General features: G+C 42.1%; 12 protein-coding genes. 4 read left to right on the plus strand and 8 right to left on the minus strand.

The annotated features are described in order from the left end of the window. Positions 1 to 9: 9 nt before the first annotated feature. From SWOO_RS05235 to SWOO_RS05250, 4 genes are read right to left on the minus strand one after another with little or no spacing between them, the layout of a single operon-like run. Entirely contained in the window at positions 10 to 1,272 is a 1,263-nt protein-coding gene (locus SWOO_RS05235; protein WP_012323669.1) for an ATP-binding protein, read from the minus strand. Between the two features lie 41 nt (positions 1,273 to 1,313). Further along, entirely contained in the window at positions 1,314 to 2,027 is a 714-nt protein-coding gene (locus SWOO_RS05240) for a response regulator (protein ID WP_012323670.1), read from the minus strand. After that, positions 2,027 to 2,440 carry a DUF3019 domain-containing protein gene (locus SWOO_RS05245; RefSeq protein ID WP_012323671.1) on the minus strand — a complete coding sequence of 138 codons (414 nt, stop codon included), beginning with the start codon at positions 2,438 to 2,440 and terminating at the stop codon, positions 2,027 to 2,029. The genes SWOO_RS05240 and SWOO_RS05245 overlap by 1 nt, the downstream gene beginning before the upstream one ends. A gap of 2 nt (positions 2,441 to 2,442) precedes the next feature. Further along, positions 2,443 to 3,321: a MipA/OmpV family protein gene (locus SWOO_RS05250; protein ID WP_012323672.1), complete on the minus strand. Its 879-nt coding sequence runs from the start codon at positions 3,319 to 3,321 to the stop codon at positions 2,443 to 2,445. A gap of 352 nt (positions 3,322 to 3,673) precedes the next feature. On the opposite strand from SWOO_RS05250, the gene SWOO_RS05255 reads away from it, so the two are divergent. From SWOO_RS05255 to SWOO_RS05270, 4 genes are all read left to right on the plus strand, one after another. After that, positions 3,674 to 4,849, plus strand: coding sequence for an acyl-CoA dehydrogenase (locus SWOO_RS05255; protein WP_012323673.1), 1,176 nt, complete (start codon positions 3,674 to 3,676; stop codon positions 4,847 to 4,849). A gap of 151 nt (positions 4,850 to 5,000) precedes the next feature. Beyond that, complete coding sequence (gene tnpA, locus SWOO_RS05260) at positions 5,001 to 5,435, plus strand: IS200/IS605-like element ISShwo2 family transposase (RefSeq protein ID WP_012323117.1); 435 nt, start codon at positions 5,001 to 5,003, stop codon at positions 5,433 to 5,435. A 131-nt stretch (positions 5,436 to 5,566) separates the two neighbouring features. Then, positions 5,567 to 7,810, plus strand: coding sequence for a dehydrogenase E1 component subunit alpha/beta (locus tag SWOO_RS05265; protein ID WP_012323674.1), 2,244 nt, complete (start codon positions 5,567 to 5,569; stop codon positions 7,808 to 7,810). A 4-nt stretch (positions 7,811 to 7,814) separates the two neighbouring features. Further along, positions 7,815 to 8,885 (plus strand): ACP S-malonyltransferase, encoded by a 1,071-nt coding sequence (locus SWOO_RS05270; protein WP_012323675.1) that lies wholly within the window; start codon positions 7,815 to 7,817, stop codon positions 8,883 to 8,885. A gap of 104 nt (positions 8,886 to 8,989) precedes the next feature. Here SWOO_RS05270 and SWOO_RS05275 read toward each other — a convergent pair whose 3' ends face one another. From SWOO_RS05275 to SWOO_RS05290, 4 genes are all read right to left on the minus strand, one after another. Next, on the minus strand, positions 8,990 to 11,371 hold the full coding sequence (locus SWOO_RS05275) for an ATP-binding protein (RefSeq protein ID WP_012323676.1): 2,382 nt from the start codon (positions 11,369 to 11,371) through the stop codon (positions 8,990 to 8,992). A 128-nt stretch (positions 11,372 to 11,499) separates the two neighbouring features. Then, positions 11,500 to 12,687, minus strand: a complete 1,188-nt coding sequence (locus SWOO_RS05280; protein WP_041417507.1) for a response regulator — start codon at positions 12,685 to 12,687, stop codon at positions 11,500 to 11,502. Next, the gene (locus SWOO_RS05285) at positions 12,632 to 13,024 is read right to left on the minus strand and encodes an Hpt domain-containing protein (protein WP_012323678.1); all 393 of its coding nucleotides are present in this window, start codon (positions 13,022 to 13,024) and stop codon (positions 12,632 to 12,634) included. Before SWOO_RS05285 ends, SWOO_RS05280 begins: the two co-directional genes overlap by 56 nt. Then, positions 13,017 to 15,476, minus strand: coding sequence for a PAS domain-containing hybrid sensor histidine kinase/response regulator (locus tag SWOO_RS05290; protein ID WP_012323679.1), 2,460 nt, complete (start codon positions 15,474 to 15,476; stop codon positions 13,017 to 13,019). The genes SWOO_RS05285 and SWOO_RS05290 overlap by 8 nt, the downstream gene beginning before the upstream one ends. Positions 15,477 to 15,632: the final 156 nt, after the last annotated feature.

Below are 15,632 nucleotides of genomic sequence, written 5' to 3' on the forward strand. Positions count from 1 at the left end.
TGCTTGGTCTTACTTAGGATTAGGCCAAGTTAGAATAAAACTGGTTTTCTCTTCTGAGCTGATAAGCTCAACCTCTCCTTGATGTCGCTCCATTATCCGCTTAATGATGGCGAGACCTAAACCATGGCCTTTATTGCCATTTTGTACAGACTTACTGCGGTAGAAAGGCTCAAAAATTTTAGCTTGATCTTCCTTTGGGATCCCTGGTCCATCATTGGTGACACTAAGAGTGACAAGCTGTTTATTTTGTTCAATCTTTATATCGATGGCATCTTGGGCAAATCGCTGGGCATTGGTAATGAGGTTCTGTATTGCTCTTTCAATCAGTGAGGGATCGCCCATTATATAGGCTGGTTGCGCTCCCTTATTGAAATGAATTGGTGGTGTACTTTGTGATGAGAGGCGTTTAATTGTTTGCAAAGTCAAAGCCGTGAGATCGCAATGTTCAAGGTTGACCTCTTTTTGTTGAGACTCCAGACTGGCGTAGGTGAGTAGCTCCTGAAGCAGGTTCTCCATCTCTTTTACATCAAGTTTCATCTCTTCGAGAAACTCGGTTCTGCGTTGCTCATCTGAGTCAGGCTGGCAATACTGCGGCATTAAAGCTAAGGCAAATTTGAGTCTAGCAAGAGGGGTGCGGATCTCATGGGATACCGCATTTGATAAGTGCTTTTGACTCTCTATGAGGCTACTTATCTGCTTCGCCATCTCATTAAAGGTTGTGGCTAAGGGGAGAACTTGCGATCTGGGAGATAGCTCTATCTGGGTGTCCCACTTTGCTTGTCCAAACTCCTGAGTCGCATTACGCAGCGTCTTTAAATCTCTTGAGAGTGGCCATACCCAGATAAGGGCTATAAGCCCTAAAGAGAGGTAGAACAAGAGGGTAAAAAGCTTACGTAGTCTAGCTCTGGGATCTATCTCAATTGGGCCTGCGACCAAAATTTGGTTATTAACCTTGATAAAATGTAGCTCGAAATGATCGCTTACTGTGGTAATAAGTACACTGTTGTCGGTCAGGGCGCTATGATCTGACAGAGCTATTTGACTTGAGTCTACAAGTTCAAGGGGGTAGTTCGGGGAGTGATCTATCTGCTTTAAATAATCGAGCCGCTCCTGCTCAGGCAATTTTCCTAGAAGCTGTGCCAGCGCAATGAGCGGTGCATCCATTGCACCGCTATCTTCGACATTGTTCTGCCAAATATTATCGAGTGTCCAGCCAATTCCTAAGATGCTTAAACTGATAAGCAGGTATAGACTGATAAAAAGTCGTTTCAATCGATTATTCCATTAATACGCAGTTAAATTGAGATTCTGAGTTAGGTTGTCCAAGCTTCTGGTGCAAATAGGTAACCTTGGCCCCAAACAGTTTTAATTCTGAACGGGGTTTCTATGTTGTCGCCCAGCTTCTTTCTTAGTCTTGAGACTCTGACATCTATCTTTCTGTCTTTACCATCGAAGTCGATATTCAACAGATATTGGTAGATATATTGCCTGCTTAATACCTGTCCTGCTTGAGATGCCAATAGCCAAAGTAGTTCAAACTCATGACTGGTTAGATCCACTTCAAGGTCGCCAAGTCTAATAGCCTGAGTGTGAGGGTCTATGCTCAGCTTACCGAATGACAAGCAGTGAGATTCAACTTTCGGCGGCTTAGCAGTACGGCGTAAAAGGTTATTAATTCTGGCGATAAGCAGAGCGGGATCGACAGGTTTAACGACATAGTCGTCGGCACCTAGCTCTAAACCTTTGATCTGATCTTCGTTTGAACCTAATGCACTCATCAATAAGATGGGGCCGGCAAAGTAGTCGGGTAATTTCTCACATAATGTGAGTCCATCCATTCCTGGTAGCATAATATCCAGCAGTATAATATCTGGTTTATAGTTAATCAGGCGAGTTAGCACTGTGTCACCGCGACGCTCAACTTCAACGTGCATTCCATGGGACTTTAAATAATCCACAATCAAGTTGGCAAGGCGAATATCGTCCTCTACCAGTAAGACTCTATGGGTCGATTGAGGGTCTGTCATTAGAATAAACTCCAAGGGTTACGGTAGCGTCTTCTCACTTTGGGCTCTGCAGTCTGTGTGACTTTAAGTTTTACCCCAGCGAGGGTTTCATGTGTTTCTTTATCTATCATTACAAATTGAATGTCTTCAGTTGTGCTTACATTCAAACTTAACGAATTTACTTTATCGTCTTCTGAGCACCACTTAGCCATGCCTTCATAATCAGATAAAATGCAGATAGCTCTTGGTTGCTGATTTTGCCACTCAAGAAGTACCTTGAGCTCACAGGTAAGTTGATCACCTGAAGTGATGCAAAACTCCGGTGCAACCATGAGCTTGGCGCCTAACTCATCTGCTTCATCTGCAAATATCTGACTACTGCCCACGATGAAGAGGAGCAGGAGTAAGAGTGTTATGAACTTGGTAATTTGCACCCTTAAAACCTATAACTTGTACCAAGATAAAAAGTACTGGTATGGTCTTGATCTAGTAGCGGACTATTGGCTATTTCATCGGCAATTTGAGTGTATCGGGCTAAAAATATGAGATCCCAGTGCTGAGTCATGACGTAATGGGTAGTCAATTCAATCCCTACATTTAATGCTGATTTAGCTTGGTAAGCTTGATTCCAATAGGGACTCTCACTCTCTCTAACGCCGTAATAGTAATCTACGACCTCTTCACTTTTCCAGTCTAATCTCAGTGCAAATTCGAAGTTCCAATTTTGAACAGGAAAATTATAGAGCCATTTTAATCTGGCTTCGGTGCCCTGGTGCACATTTAGCATATCGTGGGCGACTGATAAGTTGATGATACCCGCTCGAGTATAGATAAATGCATCAAGGCCACCTAAGTAAGTAAACCTACGTTTCTCTAGAGGGCCGACGTCGGGCTCAGGCTCATCACTCATGAGGAGAGTTCGCCCATTTGCTGCGATTGAGTTAGCTTCAAACTTATTGGAGCCAGCTAGAAATATATTCGACGGATCCCAACGTTGAAAGTAAGCGCTGTCGGTACTGAAACTGGTGGAAAGGTTCAGTGTATACCTCTCCTCTTCCACTAAGGTGTACCCTATATTTCCATTATCGAAAAACCAGCTATCACCGTAATAAGCAAAGGTCGGCACTAAATAGATAGGTATGTCAGAGTAATCTTTCAGGGGATTGCTGCGCTCGCCATAACCAAATGCAATACCAAGATCCCATTGACCAACCTCAATGCATTCAAGATCATTTTCACAGGGTACGTCTATATCACCCCAGGAGAGGAAGGGGATAAAAATAGCGCTGAGGAAGAGCAGTTTTAGCCTGTTCATGACACCGTTTATATACTTATTACAGAATTAACATATCAAGTAACAGAGTAACATCATCAAAGAGTGTTAGGCAGAAGTTTTGTGTATTTTGATGCAAAGTGATACATGGGCAAGGTTAGTGCTTTTAAGGTGTTGCCGCTTGGTTGTAATTATGTTTTTGGGTTGATATTTAACCGTGTTGGTTTTTGTCTTTATGTTGTATTTACCGCTTTATCAAGCTTTACTCAATAGATGACCCCATAGGCAAAATCTATGGATGATAAAGAAAAAGACTATTTTTCCTAAAGCTAATTTATGCTTATGGTAACCAATAACGATTGTGAATAATTTTGCCCTAATTAAGGATAACATCATGGCGCGAGTGCATTTTGACTGGACAGACCCTTTACAGCTAAACGCTTTACTCTCTGATGAGGAGAGAATGATACGCGACAGTGTATATGATTATGCTCAGGATAAGCTGATGAGTCGGGTGTTAATGGCTAATCGCGAGGAGCATTTTGATCGGGAGATCATGAATGAGCTTGGTGAGATGGGCCTACTTGGTGCGACCTTGCCTGAAAAATATGGCTGCTCGAATGTCAATTATGTTAGCTATGGGCTAGTAGCGCGTGAAATTGAGCGTGTTGACAGTGGTTATCGTTCAGCCATGAGTGTGCAATCCTCTTTGGTGATGTACCCGATATATGCCTATGGCAGCGAGGAGCAGAGAGTGAAATACCTGCCTAAGTTAGCTACAGGTGAGTGGGTAGGCTGCTTTGGCCTAACAGAGCCTGATGTGGGCTCAGATCCTGGTGGCATGAAGACTCGTGCAGAGCGTATCGATGGAGGCTATAGGCTTAATGGTGCCAAGATGTGGATCACTAACTCACCGATTGCCGATGTGTTTATTGTCTGGGCTAAATTGGAGGGTAAGATCCGCGGCTTCATTCTAGAAAAAGGGATGAAAGGGTTAAGCGCTCCTAAAATTGAGGGTAAGTTTTCACTGCGAGCATCGGTGACCGGTGAGATCGTGATGGATAATGTTGAGGTCCCAGAGTCAGCATTAATGCCCAATGCTGAGGGGTTACAAGGGCCATTTGGCTGTTTAAATAAAGCTAGGTATGGTATTGCCTGGGGAGCACTTGGCGCTGCCGAGTTTTGCTGGCATGGTGCGCGTCAGTATACCTTAGACAGAGTTCAATTTAACCGTCCATTGGCTGCCAATCAGCTTATCCAAAAGAAGCTAGCGGACATGCAAACTGAAATAACGACGGGTCTGTTTGCCTGTTTACAAGCGGGACGGTTAATGGATCAAGAAGCCCTACCTGTTGAAGCTATCTCATTAATTAAAAGAAACTCATGCGGTAAAGCGTTAGATATCGCCCGTATGTCTCGTGATATGCATGGAGGCAACGGTATCTCAGACGAGTTCCATATCATTCGCCATGTGATGAACCTAGAAGCGGTGAATACCTATGAAGGGACTCACGATATTCATGCCCTTATTTTAGGTCGTGCCCAGACAGGGATTCAGGCTTTTAGTTAACGTGAATATTAAGGAGCCTAAGGCTCCTTTTTTGTTTTCAGCCCTAAACCACCTACTTCAGTAGGTGGTTATCATCAATTAGGCTTTGCCTGAATATCTACTCATGTTAATTGAACTCTAACTTTTAGCGAAGTAATAGAGGATAAAAAACATGAGTAGATATGAGAAAGCATCGCATGTGTATTGGCGATGTCAATATCACATAGTTTGGACACCTAAGTATAGGTTTAGGATTTTAAAGAATAAGTTAGGAAAAGATGTTTACCGATGTATTCATGTCTATAGTGAGCAGTTAGGGTGTGTGGTTGTAGAGTTGAATGTACAAATAGACCATGTACATCTGGTTATCAAAGTTCCTCCGAAGCTATCGATTTCAAAGTTGATGGGTGCTTTAAAAGGTAAAATTGCTTTGAAAATGTTTAGCAAGTATCCGTATCTTCGGAAAAATAAGCTATGGGGAAATCACTTTTGGCAAAGAGGTTACTTTGTTGACACAGTGGGGATTAATGAGGAAGTGATTCGAAGATATGTAAGGCATCAAGAAAAGGTTGAAAAACAGGAGCAGCCGCAATTAGATTTGAAGTAGATAACGCCCCCTTTTAGGGGGCTAATACAAAGCCACCTTCTTCAGAAGGTGGATTCTTTACTTGAAATATTGATGATGATTAGCCTCTTGGTTAACTATCTTCGTTGTTAGTCATGGGGTGAATAAGCATTATGGAAGATAGGGCGGTCGCGTTAGATAGAAGTTTTATTGAGCGAGTCAACAAGCAAGATTTTAGTGATATCGGTGAGGGCTGGGATCATCGAAAACTGGGTCTGTCAGATAGTGACTTTATCGGCATGTTTGAGTCTCAACTTAAGAGTCGCTTACTTGATCTCGAGTCTCGTAAGATGCGGGCGAGAAATCAAGGGTTCTATACTATCGGCAGTTCTGGTCATGAGGGTAATGCCGCTTACGGACTCACATTTAGACCGACGGATATGGCTTTTCTGCACTATCGAAGTGGCGCCTTTATGATAGAGCGGAGTCGTCAACTCAGCGGTGAAACGATTCTCTACGATATGTTGCTATCTTTTGCTGCCTCCAGTGACGACCCAACCTCAGGTGGTCGTCATAAGGTGCTCGGAAGCAAACGGCTAAATATTCCACCACAAACATCGACTATTGCCTCCCATTTACCCAAAGCGGTGGGAGCAGCTTTGAGTATTCCTTTGACTCAGAGGTTAGAGCTTGCCTCAGAGATGCCATCAGACAGTGTTGTGCTATGTAATTTTGGTGATGCATCCGCCAATCATGCCAGTGCACAGAGTGCCATTAACTCAGCCTGTTGGGCTGCATATCAGCAGGTTCCACTGCCGCTGGTGTTTATTTGTGAAGATAATGGCATCGGGATCTCCACACGGACTCCTAAAGGTTGGATCGCGGCGAGCTTTAGTCAACGTGCCTCCCTTAAATATTTTTACTGTGACGGTAGGGATATTTTAGATACCTATAAGGTGAGCAGGGAAGCGGCTGATTACGCAAGAGTGCATAGAAAGCCGGTATTTCTTCACGTTAGAACCGTTCGCTTAATGGGCCATGCGGGTAGCGATGCCGAGATAGCCTATATGAAGAAGGAGCACATTTTTGAAAATGAGGCCCAAGACCCGTTAATTGTGACGGCTCAGCAGCTCATAGAAGCCCGTTTGATGAACTCAAAGCAGATTGTTGCCCTCTATGAATCCATGAAGCTGCGCGTTGAAGCGATCGCTAAGATGGCCGTAACTAGACCTAAGTTGCAAACTATTGAGCAGGCGATGGCTTCAATCGTTCCCCAAAAGCGTAATGTTAGCGATAAACCCTGTTTAGATGAGCTCAGTCGAGGAGAGCTGTTTAAAGCGGATAAACTGGCTCTAAGTAAGCCACTGCATATGGGCAAGCTATTGAACTTAGCCCTAACAGAGTTGATGGCGCGCTTAGACAATATTGTGGTCTGTGGTGAAGATGTGGGTAAAAAAGGGGGGGTATATCATGTGACCTCCCGGCTGGTGGAACGCTTTGGGCCTAACCGAGTGATCAATACCTTGCTGGATGAAACCTCTATTTTGGGTTTAGGCATTGGTATGGCTCATAACGGTATCTTGCCTATCCCAGAGATCCAATTTCTTGCTTATGTGCATAACGCCGAAGATCAAATTCGAGGAGAAGCGGCGACACTTCCCTTCTTCTCCGATGGACAGTTTACCAATCCTATGGTGATCCGTATTGCAGGCCTTGGTTATCAAAAGGGGTTTGGTGGCCATTTTCATAACGATAACTCGTTCGCTGTTTTCAGAGATATTCCAGGGTTAATTATCGCCTGCCCATCAAACGGTGCTGATGCGGTAGCCATGTTAAGAGAGAGTGTCAGGCTTGCCCATGAAGAGCAAAGGGTGGTGATTTTTCTCGAGCCTATAGCGCTGTATATGACCAAAGATCTGCATGAAACAGGGGATGGATTATGGGCGAGTGATTATATTCCTGAACAAGACTCAACGCCTCTGGCACTGGGTGATATAACCACAGAGGGGAGGGGCGATGAGCTCTGTATTATCAGCTATGCCAATGGCTACTACTTGAGTCGTCAGGCGCAAAAGGTATTAATGGAAACTGGGTTAAAGGTCAGAGTTATCGATATTCGTTGGCTCGCCCCATTGAATATTGATGGGATAGTCGCGCAAGCGAAAGAGTGCAAACATATTTTAATTGTTGATGAGTGTCGTAAGACTGGTTCTATCAGTGAAGCGTTAATGACTGGTTTTGCTGAGGCGTTAAGAGAGGCTTGTCCGCCAATTGCTAGATTAACCGCTGATGATTGTTTCATTCCACTGGCTGATGCCGCGACGCTACCACTGCCGTCTAAAGAGAGCATCATTGAAGCTGCAATGAACTTGATAGGTAAAGAGCTAAACCAAGCTCTACTAAAAGAGGCGCTGTGAAGATATGAGTGTTGAGACAAGTTTTGATGGAAATAAGAGAGAAAGAGTTGTGGTTATTGCACCAGGAAGAGGTTGCTATAACAAGGAGGAGTTGGGGTATCTTCATTCTCTTCACAGCGACAAACTAGCCTTTATTGAAGGGATCGATGCCTATAGAAAGCCGCTGCAACAAGAGAGCATTTACGCCCTTGATGGACGTGACAAGTATTCGTTTAAACTGCATACGGCAGGTGAAAATGCATCGGCATTAATCTACGCCTGTGCCATGGCCGATTTTATGGATATCGACACCGAGAAGTATGAAATCGTTGCCGTGACAGGAAACTCCATGGGCTGGTACATAGCACTCGCTTGCGTTGGTGCATTAGATAGCGATGGAGCAATTGATGTGATAAATACCATGGGCTCTATGATGCAAGCAGGGCTTATTGGTGGCCAGCTTATCTACCCAGAGATGGATGAGGAGTGGAAACAGGATAAAACCCAAAGGGATTTAATCGACAAAGCAATTGAACAAGTTAATGATGAAGTTGGATGCCAAGTTTATACCTCAATTCTATTGGGGGGTTATCGAGTCTTGGCTGGTAATGAGGCGGGATTAAAACGACTCGAGTCAACTCTTCCTAATATAGATGATCGCTATCCAATGCGACTCTATAATCATGGCGCTTTTCACTCTCCGCTTCTGGGTGATATATCTATGCGTGGTTTGGCATCTCTTGGGGAAATATTATTCAGTAAGCCCTCAGTGCCATTGATTGATGGTGAGGGGGGGATCTGGACTCCTCAAAGTACCGATATTGCAAAATTAAGGAGTTACACTTTAGGGGCGCAGGTGACTCAAACTTATGATTTTACCAAGGCTGTACATGTTGCAGTTAAGGAGTTTGCCCCCGATAAGTTGATTGTACTTGGGCCTGGAAATACCTTAGGTGGCCCTATTGCTCAGTCATTAATTGATATTGATTGGTTTGGCTGGGGGGGGAAGAGTGATTTCTCACTGTCTCAATCTGAGTCACCTAAACTATTGGCCATGGGGAACGAACAGCAGCGCCAACAAGTTGTAACTGGTTAAACATGGGCTTTGAAAACTTGGCTCTGATTATTTTAGCTGGGTCATCAGCTCATGTTGGTTGATGACCTGTAAGGTTTCATGTCCTCTGATTTATCATTTGTCGCTTAGGTTGCTTTTTCGTACCAGATATCCATAACTTTCTTTAAATCTTTTAAAATAATAGGCTTACTTACAAAGTCGTTCATACCCATAGAGTAGCAGCGTTCGGCATCGCCGCTCATCGCTGCACCAGTTATGGCGATAATTGGCACTTTCTTTTTATCACTTTTCTCCTCTAATTCCCTGATTTGCTTTGTCATACTGTAGCCGTCAAGGTTTGGCATATGACAATCGGTTAAAATTAACTTGTAATCCATATTTTTCCAGTTCTCAATACCACCAATGCCATCATCGGCAAGGTCGCATTGATAACCTAACTTACTGAGCTGTTTTACAATTAATTTTTGGTTAAGGGGGTTATCTTCGACAACAAGAATATCAGCCAAGGTGGTGGGTATTTGATTGCTCTTTAAGTCAATTTCGATGTCATCAAAAGTTAACTCATTTAATCCAAGTTCTAGCTCTAAATCTAAATTTAGTTCCTGCTCTTCAATGACAGATTTTACTGACTCAAGGAGTTGAATCTTGGTCATAGGTTCAACTGGAAGTATATGTTTGTGAGGGATGAGTTTGCGAGCCTGAGGAAGTTCACCTCTTGGAATAGCAATCAAGAATTTTCTTGCTTGCTCCTGTTTTTGGTAAAGCTGCTGAAGTAAAGTTTGTGAATTAGACAATGAATCAGGAATAAGCAATAAAAGATCATAGTTGATAAGGGCTATATCTAACTCCTCTATATTAACGGATTTAACGCGGGCTCCTTCACTCTCCAACTGCTTAATGATGGTTTTACCTAATTCTAGATTTTGGCCTTGAGTGATCACTCCTATGTTATAGGTGTTGAGCTTTGGTTGGACTTGTTCAGTCTCTATTAATGAAAAAGGCAGTTCAACAGTGAATGTAGATCCTACCCCCTCTTTACTTGTCAGGGTTATCTTTCCCCCCATCTGTTGAACGAGACTTCTACAGATGGGCAGCCCTAGGCCCGTGCCGCCATATTCTCTGGTTACCGACTTTTGTGCTTGAGTAAATGGTGCGAATAATTTGCTTTGATCTGATTCATTTATCCCAATACCGTTATCTTCGATAGTCAGTTTTATATAGAGAAGCTCTTCACTCTGTTGCGATACTTCACAGTTTAGATTGACTCTTCCCTGTGTGCACTTGAGATCGGTAAACTTGATGGCATTGCTTATTAAATTATATAGAACTCGCCTAGTCTTTTTTTCATCCCCTATAACTTGGCTTGGTACCATTGAGCTCTCTTTAATATTGAGTTGTATCTGTTTTTTCTGTGCGCTAGGTAGGAAGCTTTTGACTAAGCCGTCGATTGTTTCATTAATGGAAAAGGGGCTATGTTCTAGTTGCATTTTACCTGATTCAATCTTATTGATATCCAGAATATCATTGAGAATATTCATGAGATTGGTTGCTGAACTAGTGGCCGTTTCGATTAACTCCATCGATTCAGATGATTGTTTACTTAGACGGAGAAGATCGAGTGAGCCTATTACAGCATTCATTGGAGTACGAAGTTCATGATTCATCATTGAGAGAAACTCACTTTGAGTTTGGCTTGCTTTTTTGGCGAACTCTTTAGCACTTTTAAATTCCAAAGAACGCTGCTTAGCACTCGATTTTAGCTCGAGGTTTGCTTTTTGTAGTGTCAGTAGGCGGGCTTTTTCTAGAGTACAATCTATAAGAGAGCCTGTAATACTAGTGTGATTATTCTGTTTGAGAATGACCTCTCCATTGAGCTTGAACCACTTGTCATCCTCTCCAACTTTCATTTGGATCTCTATATCAAAACTCTCACCAATATCCAGTTTATGATTTTGAAAAGTATCAAGTTTATTTTGCTCTTGTGGTGGCAGCATACTGAGAAAGGAAAACCAGTTGAGTTCGAACTCTAAGCCAAGACCGAGCAGTTGTTTAAAGGTTGAGGAGAAATAACTTTGATTTTGGAGAGGTTCTAATTCCCAAAGACCAATGCTCGCACCCTTAATCGCATGGTTTATACGATCTAGTTTATTGTTTGTTCTATATTTTTTTACACTGCACTCCCGACATCTACTAATAATGAGCCAGTAGTCATCACGGTTAAGAGGGCTTTTATTAATGGAGACATTGACGCAAATGTTCTTACCATTAAGAGATAAGAAGGAGAAAAAATTACATTGGGAGGTAAGCTGTTGTTGAAATTGAGAGTGGCTGTTGTTATCTCTGTCTTTAAAGATTTGAAAGCAGGTATGTGCCAAAGCACCTGATAGCTTGCTATTGGCTATGTCGAACTCATTTTGGAAATTTGAATTGACATATAAGATGCATCCATCTTTATTGCAGACCATGATAGGAAATGGGGTAAGGTTAATCGATGAGTCTTCGTACATATCCTTTTGTACTCCATGAAACAATCCTATTGCTAATCATAGCAGCTGTAGTTTCTTTAGCTTGGTTATTGCATTTTTTGTCCGGTAGTGAACTGGGCTCGGTGGCATTATCGATACATTACAATATGCTAACTAAGTACTTTATTGACGGCTTCAAGGATCTCGTTCTTAGTTGAAGGCTTAAGGATGTAACCTTTTAACCCTTGTTCGGCCCAGGTTTTGATGAGATCTTTATTTTTGTTACCCGTTAACGCAATGACCGGAAGTGATTTATTGCCATTTATCGCCTTTATCTGTTTTGTTGTATTTATCCCGTCTAAGTTAGGCATAAAGAGATCCATTAGAACAAGCGCGTATTGTGTCCTCTTAATTTTTTGTAGTGCATTTAAACCGTCAGCAGCTTCATCAACATCAAAATTTTCCTTTTTTAGTATGTTGACTAGCATATCTCGGTATAGCTGATTGTCCTCAACCACCAGAATTTTTATTCTATCTTTTGCAGATTTTTCATTGGTTAGCGTGCTAGCTGTAGTTGAGAGTGCCTCTAGAATGCTTTGTTGATCAGGTATGGCTGTTTTATTCATCTCAGCGACTCTGTTTTCAAGCTCTTTTATACCAACCTGCTTGACTAGTAGCTGGTTAATCATATTATCTAGACCAGCTTTAATGTTCCCCTCTAATTCGGCTAGAAGAGGTTCAATATGAGTTTCATTTATTTTTTGGAGTAGCTGCTCTGAAACTGAGTTAGCAGGATCTTCTGTGCTTGATGTTGCTAAGCTTTTTTTACAGTCTGCAATAGAGTTAAGCAGTGAGTGCTTGCATGCCCCTCCCTCATCAATAAGGGTTTCCAGATCTTCCTCAAGACTTTCGAGCTGTTCGTCCTGAAATCCTATGTACTGGCTGGTTGCCTGACTAATAAGAAGCCCATTATGAACAATCATTTTAAGGCGGAACTTTTCATATAAGGGCTGGTAGACAAAATAGTTATCAAATAGCCCTTTTATACAACATCGAAATGCAGCACTTGATTCACGGTTTTTACAGAGCAAAATACTATGATGAGGGTAGTCTAGGCTTTGTTCTGTAATAATTTCAGTGTAGAGCTCAATACTTTTTTGGACACTACTTAAGGCGAGTAAGATGACCGATGGACGATACTCTTTTATTTGAGCACCAATGGTCTTGTCCACAAGAAGAGTTCGATACTCATCAACTTGCTCAGCGATAATGCTTGCAGCTCCTAGAATATCGTCTTCATTGTCATAGAGCATTATCACCTTGGGATGGCGGCATGCTGGAGTTGGTTGAGCTGTCATCTATAATGGCTCCATGAACTTGTTTTAATGATGACTTTATTTCTAAAATCAAATGTTTGCATTGTTGTTTGTCTCCAACTTCCCCTGAAACTTCCAGTGCTTTAAGCAGGTGCGATGTCTGCTCTGCGCCAACCGCTGCCGCTGATGTTTTTAAGTAATGAGCCTCCTCTTTTACAGCTGTGAAGGAGTTTTGGTTATACATAAGAATTATCTTTTGTAATGACTCTTTAGCCTGCTTTAGGAAGTCAATTCCAAATTGCCTTATCATCACCGGATCATCACCAATAAGATCTAACATAATATCTTTGTTTAATACTTTCAGATTCGGCTCAATCATTCACATACCACTTTTCAACAACTTTCTTTAAGTCTTCTAAAATTAATGGTTTACTGACGAAGTCGTTCATACCCGTTGATAAGCAGTGCTCTGCGTCTCCAGTCATTGCAGCACCTGTGACTGCCACTATGGGTGTTGCTTGTTTTCCACTTTCTTCCTCTAGTTCTCTGATTTTTTTTGTCATGTCATAACCATCAAGGTTTGGCATATGACAGTCTGTTAAGACTAGTTTGTAATCGGCACTCTTCCAATGTTCTATGCCATCGAGTCCATCATGAGCCAGGTCACAGCTATACCCTAAGGTCGAAAGCTGCTTAAGGATCAATTTCTGATTGAGGGGGTTGTCTTCAACCACTAAGATCCCTGCTTTATCGGGTAGGGGTTGAGTTACTTCCTCAATTGAGAGCTGCTCAAGATCTAAGTCATCTAAGTCATCTAAGTCATCTAAGTCTAAGCATAGTTCATTGTCCATGGATCTATGTATTGAGTTAATAAGTTGTAGTCGAGTCATCGGGTGAAGTGGCAGTATTGCTGTCTGAGGAAGTATTTGGCGCAATGTGCTGATTTCATCTCTACAAGTGGCAACTAGCAGGTGACTACTATCTGAAAGCTTATGTTGAATGTTTTTGAGCTGCGCAAAGTGCTGATGGGAGCTGACAAGGATGAGGAGAGTGTCATACTCTTTGGCCGAAGACAGCTGCTTTTCAGATTCTAGTACCTCTATACGTGCTCCTTCGCTTTCTAGGTGCTGTATGATTAACTCTTGAGTATTGTGAGTCTCATCTATATTTAAAAGTGCAATTTTGGTGCCTTCCAATTGGTATATTGGCTCATCGGTATGCTGCTTAGAACGCCAGAATGGCAGTTCTACTTTGAAAGTAGAGCCTTCATTAGGGCAACTTGTTAGTGCTATCTCCCCTCCCATCAGTTGTGCTAGGTTTCCACAGATGGCTAAACCTAAGCCTGTCCCCCCATATTCTCGTGTCGTTGAACGTTGAGCCTGAATGAAGGGGGTAAATAATTTTTTTTGTGTCTCTTTTTCTATGCCGATACCATTATCTACGATTGAAAATGCAACTTTATAGATAATGCTATTGTGCTCAACAATATTAATGTTTAGCTGTACTTCTCCCTGTTTTTCAGTTGTAGTGGAGGTGAACTTTAATGCGTTTCCTAATAGGTTAAAGATTATCTGGCGTACCTTCACTGCATCGCCCTCTAGATACTTAGGTATTGTGGGATCCTCTGTGACATCTAGCTTTATTCTCTTACCGTTTGCTAGGGGATAATATATTTGGACCACATTATCTATTACCTCAGTAATAGAGAAATCTCGCTGCTCTAACTGCATCTTCCCTGCTTCTATCTTGTTGATATCTAAGATATCATTTAAGATAAATATGAGGTTTTTTGCCGAAGTGGTTGCCGTTTCGATAAGATCTCTTGACTCAGGAGTCTGCTTTGATAGTGAAAGTAGATCTAAAGAGCCCAATACCGCATTCATAGGGGTTCTTAATTCATGGCTCATCATCGAGAGAAAGCTACTCTTTGTTTGATTCGCTTGCTCGGCTCTCTCTTTAGCTTGTTGTAGCTCTAAAGTTCGGGCTTTTACCCTAGCTTCTGCTTGGTCATTGGCTTCTTGTAGTTTGGCTTGAATATTAAAGAATGGTGTCTGGTTGACGCAGACTCCATCGATACGACATATTCTATTTTGATCATCTCTTCCTATCTTAGCTCTAGCATGTACGTAAATAACCTCTCCATCAGGGAGTACAGATCTATATTGTTCATTATAGATCTCACCTGTTACTAAACAGTGTTGTATCGCGTCAATTGCGGGCTCTTTATCGTCTGGATGAAGATGCTGGACCCATCTATCTATATTGCCGATATCTTCTGGCTGTAGAGCAAACATCTTATTAGCTCGGTTGTCCCAACTCCAAATCCATTCATTCTCACTGTTTAGCTCGGCTTGCCAGTTTCCAATATCTCCTGCATCTAGAGCATTATCTCTTGCTTCAATGGCAAGATTTAAAGCTGTAAGCGCTTCTTTTTCTTGAGTTCTGTCAGTTAAGGAGCCTGTTATCGTGCATTGATTCTCTTCATTGAGGAAAACCTCACTCCTTAACTCAAACCAGCGTTCAGTCTCCGCAATCTTAATCTTAAAATCGAAATTACATTGAGTACCTAATGTGAGATTCTCTGAATCAAAGATATTAAAGTGATGCTGATAAGTGTGACTCGTTCTTTCTCTCAACTCATTTAAGGTGAGAGGGTGATCAATAGGTAGACCAATTAACTTTTTTAGCTTAGGTGAGAAGTAGCACTCCTGCGTGTGTGGCGTAAACTCCCAAATGCCAATATCTGCTCCACAAATCGCATGAGATAAGCGATGCAGCTTACTCTCTGCGAACGTAACATTTGTTGACTGTTTTTTATTTTGATTATCCATAACTTAATGTTCGCTATGGGGGGGGATGAGGAAAGTTCGAGCTAAATAACGGTAAGAGTTGGCAAGGTTTGTACCAAACCTAACAGCCTCTACCCTACCATTTGAGTATTGAAAGGAGTCTATAAAAAAGAATGCAGTTGCAGGCATAATCATATT

It is taken from the genome of Shewanella woodyi ATCC 51908, assembly GCF_000019525.1.
Taxonomy (GTDB): Bacteria; Pseudomonadota; Gammaproteobacteria; order Enterobacterales; family Shewanellaceae; genus Shewanella; species Shewanella woodyi.

Coding starts and splice junctions, on each gene's coding strand:
- SWOO_RS05240 (WP_012323670.1), bottom strand. CDS start 2,027: ATGACAGACCCTCAATCGACCCATAGAGTCTTACTGGTAGAGGACGAT.
- SWOO_RS05280 (WP_041417507.1), bottom strand. CDS start 12,687: ATGACAGCTCAACCAACTCCAGCATGCCGCCATCCCAAGGTGATAATG.
- tnpA (WP_012323117.1), top strand. CDS start 5,001: ATGAGTAGATATGAGAAAGCATCGCATGTGTATTGGCGATGTCAATAT.
- SWOO_RS05265 (WP_012323674.1), top strand. CDS start 5,567: ATGGAAGATAGGGCGGTCGCGTTAGATAGAAGTTTTATTGAGCGAGTC.
- SWOO_RS05290 (WP_012323679.1), bottom strand. CDS start 15,476: ATGGATAATCAAAATAAAAAACAGTCAACAAATGTTACGTTCGCAGAG.
- SWOO_RS05270 (WP_012323675.1), top strand. CDS start 7,815: ATGAGTGTTGAGACAAGTTTTGATGGAAATAAGAGAGAAAGAGTTGTG.
- SWOO_RS05285 (WP_012323678.1), bottom strand. CDS start 13,024: ATGATTGAGCCGAATCTGAAAGTATTAAACAAAGATATTATGTTAGAT.
- SWOO_RS05250 (WP_012323672.1), bottom strand. CDS start 3,321: ATGAACAGGCTAAAACTGCTCTTCCTCAGCGCTATTTTTATCCCCTTC.
- SWOO_RS05275 (WP_012323676.1), bottom strand. CDS start 11,371: ATGTACGAAGACTCATCGATTAACCTTACCCCATTTCCTATCATGGTC.
- SWOO_RS05255 (WP_012323673.1), top strand. CDS start 3,674: ATGGCGCGAGTGCATTTTGACTGGACAGACCCTTTACAGCTAAACGCT.